Raw genomic sequence first — 6,756 nt, 5'->3', positions numbered from 1 at the left:
GGGTCGACGGTCAGGCAGGCGGATTTGTCGCGCCAATCCATATTGGGGTGCTCCTTGATGGGGGGGAATTGTTCACGTGCGTTTCAGGGTGCCGATTCGGGTTCCGGTACTCTGGGGATGTGCGAGCCTCGTGCTCGCCCCACGGCGCTGTGGGAGCACACAACCTCACAATGGTTTCACAGTGCGGCGAGTCCCGGCAAGGGTCATTCCTGAGTCTTCTGCGGAACTTGCTGAGGGTCTGCCGGATCCATGGAGGTTTGACACAAAGACCGCCCACTCTCCGGAAGCTGACACGAGGATGCCGACAACACCCGCTCTCACGCCCGTCGAACGCATCGCCGGGGTGCTCGTCGCCTTCGAGGCGTTGGGCGTCGCCGCTCTCGCCGGGTGGCAGGTCGTGGCGCTGGGTGCGGGCGACACCGTTTCGGTGGCGAGCGCTCTGGCTCTCATCGTGCTCACCGTGGTGGGCGCGGTGGCGGTCGGCTCCTTCGCGGTGGCGATCCTTCGCGGGCAGTCCTGGGGCCGGTCGGGATCGATCGTCGTGCAGCTGCTGCTGCTGGCCGTGGCGCTGGGCGCGGTGAGCGGCACCTACGCAGACGGCGGCGTGGCGCTGGCCCTGGCGGCGCCCGCGTTCGTCGTGCTGGTTCTGCTGGTGCTCAGCGTGCGTGCGGCCGCGCGCCGGGAGCCCGGGGAGCCGGACTCCCAGCCGCACTGATCGGGCTCAGGCCAGCTGCAACAGGGTGCGCAGCCGGGCCACGTGGCCGGTGGCGCGCACGTTGTGCAGGGCGTGCTGGATCACGCCGTCGCCGCTGATCACGAAGGTCGAGCGGATCACGCCTTCGACGCGCTTGCCGTAGTTCATCTTCTCCCCCCAGGCGCCGTACGCCTCGTGCACGGCATGGTCGGGGTCGCTGAGCAGCTCGAACGTCAGGCCGTCGCGCTCACGGAAGGCACGGAGCTTTTCGGGCGTGTCACGCGAGATGCCCAGCACGGTGTAGCCGGCGGCCTGCAGTGCCGGCATGCTGTCGCGGAAGTCGCACGCCTGCGTCGTGCAGCCGGGCGTCATCGCTGCGGGGTAGAAGTACAGGATCACGGGGCGTCCGCGCAGCGACGACAGTGTGACCTTCTTGCCGTCCTGGTCGAGCAGGGTGAAATCGGGGGCGGGGGAGCCGGGCTGAAGCGTCATGCCTCCAGCCTACGGACGCGCGGCGGCGTTCCTGTCCCGCTCGGCGAAGGTGGCCAGCAGTCGCTGCAGCGAGTCGAGCCGTGCCGCGCCGTTCGGGCCGAGCCGGCCCTCGGCGAGTGCCTCGACGATCGCGCAGTCAGGGGCATCGGGCAGGTGCGTGCAGCCGCGTGGGCACTCGGCGGCCGCGGCGGCGAGGTCGGTGTAGGCGGCCAGGATGTTGGCCGGGTCGACGTGGCCGAGGCCGAACGAGCGCACGCCGGGGGTGTCGATGACCCAGCCGCTGCCCTCGGCGCCGTGATAGCGCAGCGACACCGTGGAGCTGGAGGTGTGGCGGCCGCGGCCCGTCACCTGGTTGACGTGACCGGTGGCGCGGTGCGCGTCGGGCACGAGGGCGTTGACGAGGGTGGACTTGCCGACTCCGGAATGCCCGACGAACACGGTCGAGTGACCCACCAGCTGGCGCCCGATCTCCTCGATCGGCATCGCGCCTTGAGCGCTGGTGAACACCTGCAGACCCTCGACGCCCTCGAAGTGCGACAAGAACCCCGAAGGATCGGCGAGGTCGGTCTTGGTGACCACGAGCAGCGGGCGGATGCCGGCATCCAGGGCGGCGATGAGGTACCGGTCGACGAGACGCTCGCGCGGCTCCGGGTCGGCAGCGGCCACGACCACGAGCATCTGGTCCGCGTTGGCGACGACGACACGCTCCACCTGATCGGTGTCGTCGGCGGAGCGTCGCAGCAGCGATGTGCGCTCCTGCAATCCGATGATCCTCGAGAGCGTGCCCTCGCTGCCGGAGGTGTCGCCGACCACGCGGGCCTGGTCGCCGGTGACGATGGGGGTCTTGCGCAGCTCCCGCGCGCGCACCGCCAGTGCCGTGTGCTCGTTCGGACCGTCTTCGTCGACGAGCACCGTGTAGCGGCCTCGGTCCACGCCCAGAACCCGGGCGATGCGCGCATCGCTGTGGGCCGGGCGCCGCTTGGTGCGTGGACGGTTCGCCTTCGGGTTCGGCCGCATCCGGATGGAGGCCTCGTCGAACTCGTCGTCGTCGTCGCCGGTGTCCAGCCAGCTCATCGCCGGCTCCGCCCGCTGCCGGTCACTGCTCGGGGTTCCCGGCGGCGGATCCCACAACGTGGTCCCACAGCTGCGGGAACTCGGGCAGGGTTTTGCGCGTGGTGCCGATGTCGTCGACGAACACGCCGGGCACGGCCAGGCCGATGAGGGCCCCTGCGGTGGCCATCCGGTGGTCGTGATGCGCGCGCCACAGACCGCCGGTGAGCGGGCGGGGGACGACGCGGATGCCGTCGGGGAGCTCGTGCGCCTCGCCGCCGAGGGCCCGCAGGTTCGAGACGATCGCTGCGATGCGGTCGGTCTCGTGGCCGCGGATGTGCCCGACGCCGGTGATGGTGGTCGGGCCGTCGGCGAAGGCGGCCAGCGCGCACAGCGTGGGCGTCAGCTCGCTGGCGGCCGAGAGGTCGAGCTCGACCCCGTGGATGCCGCTGCTGCCGGCGGTCACGGTGAGGGCGCCGCCGCGGCGCTGGGTGCGGGCACCCATGACGGGGAGGATCTCGGTGAGGAGGGCCCCGGGCTGCGTGGAGTGGGCCGGCCAGCCGGTGATCGACACGTGACCACCGGCGATCATCGCGGCTGCCAGGAACGGGGCGGCGTTGGACAGGTCCGGCTCGATCGCGACGTCCTTGGCCCGTACCGGACCTGCCGGCACGATCCACTCATTGGGGCTGGGGCGCTCGACGTGCACGCCGCGGTGCCCCAGGGCTTCCACCGTCATGTCGATGTGCGGCAGGCTCGGCAGCCGGCGCCCGGTGTGCCGAAGCGTGAGCCCCACGTCGAAGCGGGGCGCGGCCAGCAGCAGACCCGAGACGAACTGGCTCGAGCCGCTCGCGTCGATCTCGACGTCGCCGCCGCGGATGTGCCCGTGTCCGTGGACGATGAAGGGGAGCGACCACTTTCCCTCGTCGTCGATGTCGCTGCCCACAGCGCGCAGGGCCTTGATCATCTCGCCCATGGGGCGGTGCAGTGCCGTCTCGTGGGCGGTCAGTGTCACTTCGCCCGAGGCGAGCCCGGCGATGGCCGCGACGAAGCGCATGACGGTGCCGGCCTGGCCGCAGTCCACGACGGTGTTGCCCGACATCGGGCTCGCCGGCGTCACGACGAGGTCGGGGCCGAAAGAACCCGTGCCGGCCACCTCCTGCACCTCGACGCCGAGCGTGCGCAGGGCCTCGATCATGCGGGCGGAATCGTCCGAGTGCAGGGGCGATATCAATCGGCCCGGCCCATCCGCGATCGCGGCCAGGATCAGCTCCCGGTTGGTCAAGGACTTCGATCCGGGAACGCTCAGGGTCGCGTCGAGGGGCCCGCGCACAGTGGGCGCGGGCCAGTCGCCGTCAGCGGCTGAAGGTACGGCGGAATACTCGGCGACACTCATCGCGTTCTACCCTAACGAACCTGCCCATTTACGCCAGGAAATGGAGAAAGATGACTGCAACGCTCGACGCCCCCCTGCTGGGCGCGATCGACGCGGACGTAGACTTGCCCGTGATGAGCGACCAGGTCGATGCCGCAGCAGCCGCACGCGCCCAGTTCGAGGAGCAGGCGCTGCCCTTCATGGACCAGCTGTATGCGGCAGCCATGCGCATGACGCGCAACCCCGCCGATGCCGCTGATCTCGTGCAGGAGACGTTCGTGAAGGCGTTCGCCTCGTGGTCGTCGTTCACCCAGGGGACGAACCTCAAGGCGTGGCTGTACCGCATCCTCACGAACACCTACATCAACACCTACCGCAAGAAGCAGCGTGAGCCCTACCAGGGCACGCTCGACGACCTCGAGGACTGGCAGCTGGGCGGTGCGGAGTCGACGACCGCCACCAGTGCCCGTTCAGCCGAGGCCGAGGCGATCGACCGCATGCCGGCATCGGTCGTCAAAGACGCGCTGCAGTCCATCCCCGAGGATTTCCGCCTCGCTGTCTACTTCGCCGACGTCGAAGGATTCGCCTACCAGGAAATCGCGGACATCATGAAAACCCCGATCGGCACGGTCATGAGCCGCCTGCACCGTGGCAGGCGGATGCTTCGTGAACTGCTGGCCGATTATGCGGGCGAACGCGGGATCGACACGACCCCGACAAGGAGTGCGAAATGACCGATTGCGGCTGCGACAAGGCCCGTCGCGACCTCGAGGAGTATCTGCGCCACGAGGTCTGCAAAACCCAGCACGCGGACATCAGCGAGCATCTGGAGAACTGTCCGGCATGCCAGGAAGAGGCGCTGGTCGCCAAGACGCTCACCGACGTCGTGGCGCGCGCCTGCAAGGAGACCGCACCCGAGCAGCTGCGTGACCAGGTGCTGGCCCGGCTGCGCGAGGCGCAGGCGGCGCACTGATCGTCGGGCTCTCAACGACGAAGGGGGTGGATGCCGCGGCATCCACCCCCTTCGTCGTTGCGCACGTCAGAGCGTCAGCGCCTTCTTCATGATCTCGGCCTGCTCGAGGGCGTGGACCTTGCTCGACCCTGTCGCCGTCGATGCCGCCGCCGCGCGCGAGACGCGGGTGATGGTGCGCCCGTGCAGGTGCTTGACGATCTCGAGGGCGATGAAGGGCCACGCGCCCTGGTTCTCGGGCTCGTCCTGCACCCAGACCAGTTCGGCGTTCGGGTAGCTGTCGACCACCGCGTTGAGCTCGGCCACGGGGGACGGGTAGAACTGCTCCATCCGAACCAGGGCGATCTCGGGGTTGGGGTTCTTCTCCAGCTCCGCGCGCAGGTCCCAGTGGATCTTGCCGGCGTGCAGCAGCACGCGCTTCACGGCGGACTTGTCCAGCTGCCTGCTGTCGTCCAGGACCGGCTCGAACTTGCCCGTGAGGAAGTCGTCCACGGGGCTCGTCGCCCCGCGCAGGCGCAGCATCGCCTTGGGCGTGAACACCACGAGAGGACGCCGCGGCCGCTGGTAGGCCTGCCGGCGCAGCAGGTGGAAGTACGACGCGGGGGTCGACGGACGGGCGACGGTCATGTTGTCCTGGGCGCACAGCTGCAGGTAGCGCTCGATGCGCGCGGAGGAGTGGTCGGGTCCCTGGCCCTCATAGCCGTGCGGCAGCAGCAGCACGACGCTCGACTGCTGGCCCCACTTCTGGTCGGCCGACGACAGGTAGGTGTCGATGACCGTCTGGGCGCCGTCGGCGAAGTCGCCGAACTGGGCCTCCCACAGCACGAGCGCGTCGGGGCGCTCCACCGAGTAGCCGTACTCGAACGCCATCGCCGCGTACTCGCTCAGCAGGGAGTCGTACGCCCAGAACCGGCCCTGGTTGTCGGACAGGTTCGTCAGCGGCAGCCATTCCTGGCCGTTCGCACGGTCGTGGAACACCGAGTGCCGCTGGACGAACGTGCCGCGGCGGGCGTCCTGACCGGCCAGGCGCACGTTGGTGCCCTCGAGCAGCAGCGAGCCGAACGCCAGCAGTTCGCCGAACGCCCAGTCGATGGCGCCGTTGCGGCTCATGTCATGGCGCTTCTCCAGCAGCTGCTGCAGCTTGTTGTGCACCGTGAAGCCTTCGGGCTTGTTGACGAAGGCGTCGCCGATCAGCTGAACGACCTCGCGCGAGACCCCGGTCGTCTCCGGCTCACCGGCCGCCGGCTCGACGGCGCCCGCACCGGCTGCCACGACGGGAGAGGATCCGGTCTCGGCCGCGTGCGTCTCTGCGAAGGCGATCTCGAGGCGGTCCTGGAAGTCCTTCTTCGCCTGCTCGTACTCCTCCTCGGTGATGTCGCCGCGACCGACGAGCGCCTCGGTGTACAGGCGCCGCACCGAGCGCTTCGCCTCGATGAGGTTGGTCATGAGCGGCTGCGTCATCGAAGGGTCGTCGCCCTCGTTGTGACCGCGGCGGCGGTAGCACACGAGGTCGATCACGACGTCGCGGTGGAACTCCTCGCGGTAGCGGAACGCCAGCTCGGCGACGCGCACGACCGCTTCGGGGTCGTCCCCGTTGACGTGGAAGATGGGCGCCTGGATGGTCTTGGCCACGTCGGTGGCGTACACCGACGTGCGGGCGTCCTGGGGGAGGGTCGTGAACCCGACCTGGTTGTTGACGACCACGTGGATCGTTCCGCCGATGCGGTAGCCGCGCAGCTGGGACATCTGCAGGGTCTCCACCACGACGCCCTGGCCGGCGAAGGCGGCGTCGCCGTGGACGAGGATCGGCAGCCACGAGAAGGATCCGATGGGCTTGCGGTCCTGCTTGGCGCGGACGATGCCCGCGAGCACGCCGTCGACCGTCTCGAGGTGCGACGGGTTGGCGGCCAGGACGACCGGCAGCTCGGTGCCGTCGTCCGTGACGAAGGTGCCCTCGGTGCCGAGGTGGTACTTGACGTCGCCCGAACCGCTCTTCGAGCCGATGGCCACCGAGCCCTCGAACTCGCGGAAGACCTGACCGTATGTCTTGCCGGCGACGTTGCTGAGCACGTTGAGCCGGCCGCGGTGGGCCATGGCGATCGCCGCACCGTCGAGACCTGCGTCGGCGGCCCCGCGCAGCACCTGGTCGAGGAGCGGAATGAGAGACTCGCCGCC

Annotated in this window: 7 protein-coding genes; 3 read left to right on the top strand and 4 right to left on the bottom strand. The window is 69.5% G+C overall.

What is annotated here, in order from left to right; translation table 11 throughout:
• Positions 1-298 precede the first annotated feature (298 nt).
• The gene (locus NQ160_RS15860; RefSeq protein WP_257516139.1) at positions 299-715 is read left to right on the top strand and encodes a histidine kinase; all 417 of its coding nucleotides are present in this window, start codon (positions 299-301) and stop codon (positions 713-715) included.
• Between the two features lie 6 nt (positions 716-721).
• Here the strand turns inward: NQ160_RS15860 and bcp are convergent, their stop codons facing one another.
• Genes bcp through aroA form a run of 3 tightly spaced genes read right to left on the bottom strand, consistent with a single transcriptional unit; the run spans position 722 to position 3,632 of the window.
• Positions 722-1,186, bottom strand: coding sequence for a thioredoxin-dependent thiol peroxidase (bcp, locus tag NQ160_RS15855; protein WP_257516138.1), 465 nt, complete (start codon positions 1,184-1,186; stop codon positions 722-724).
• A gap of 9 nt (positions 1,187-1,195) precedes the next feature.
• Positions 1,196-2,260, bottom strand: a complete 1,065-nt coding sequence (rsgA, locus tag NQ160_RS15850; protein ID WP_257516137.1) for a ribosome small subunit-dependent GTPase A — start codon at positions 2,258-2,260, stop codon at positions 1,196-1,198.
• A 22-nt stretch (positions 2,261-2,282) separates the two neighbouring features.
• Positions 2,283-3,632, bottom strand: a complete 1,350-nt coding sequence (gene aroA, locus NQ160_RS15845) for a 3-phosphoshikimate 1-carboxyvinyltransferase (RefSeq protein WP_257516136.1) — start codon at positions 3,630-3,632, stop codon at positions 2,283-2,285.
• 50 nt (positions 3,633-3,682) lie between these two features.
• Here aroA and NQ160_RS15840 point away from each other — a divergent pair, with 50 nt between their 5' ends.
• Both NQ160_RS15840 and NQ160_RS15835 read left to right on the top strand, forming a co-directional pair.
• Entirely contained in the window at positions 3,683-4,345 is a 663-nt protein-coding gene (locus tag NQ160_RS15840; RefSeq protein WP_306853487.1) for a sigma-70 family RNA polymerase sigma factor, read from the top strand.
• Complete coding sequence (locus tag NQ160_RS15835; RefSeq protein WP_257516135.1) at positions 4,342-4,584, top strand: zf-HC2 domain-containing protein; 243 nt, start codon at positions 4,342-4,344, stop codon at positions 4,582-4,584. Before NQ160_RS15840 ends, NQ160_RS15835 begins: the two co-directional genes overlap by 4 nt.
• A gap of 66 nt (positions 4,585-4,650) precedes the next feature.
• On the opposite strand, the gene NQ160_RS15830 is transcribed toward NQ160_RS15835, so the two are convergent.
• Positions 4,651-6,756, bottom strand: a 2,106-nt coding sequence (locus NQ160_RS15830) for a multifunctional oxoglutarate decarboxylase/oxoglutarate dehydrogenase thiamine pyrophosphate-binding subunit/dihydrolipoyllysine-residue succinyltransferase subunit (protein WP_257516134.1), incomplete at its 5' end; no start/stop codon positions are given.

The sequence above is a fragment of the Microbacterium sp. zg.Y909 genome, assembly GCF_024626565.1.
This window is presented reverse-complemented; position numbering and strand designations above follow the sequence as displayed.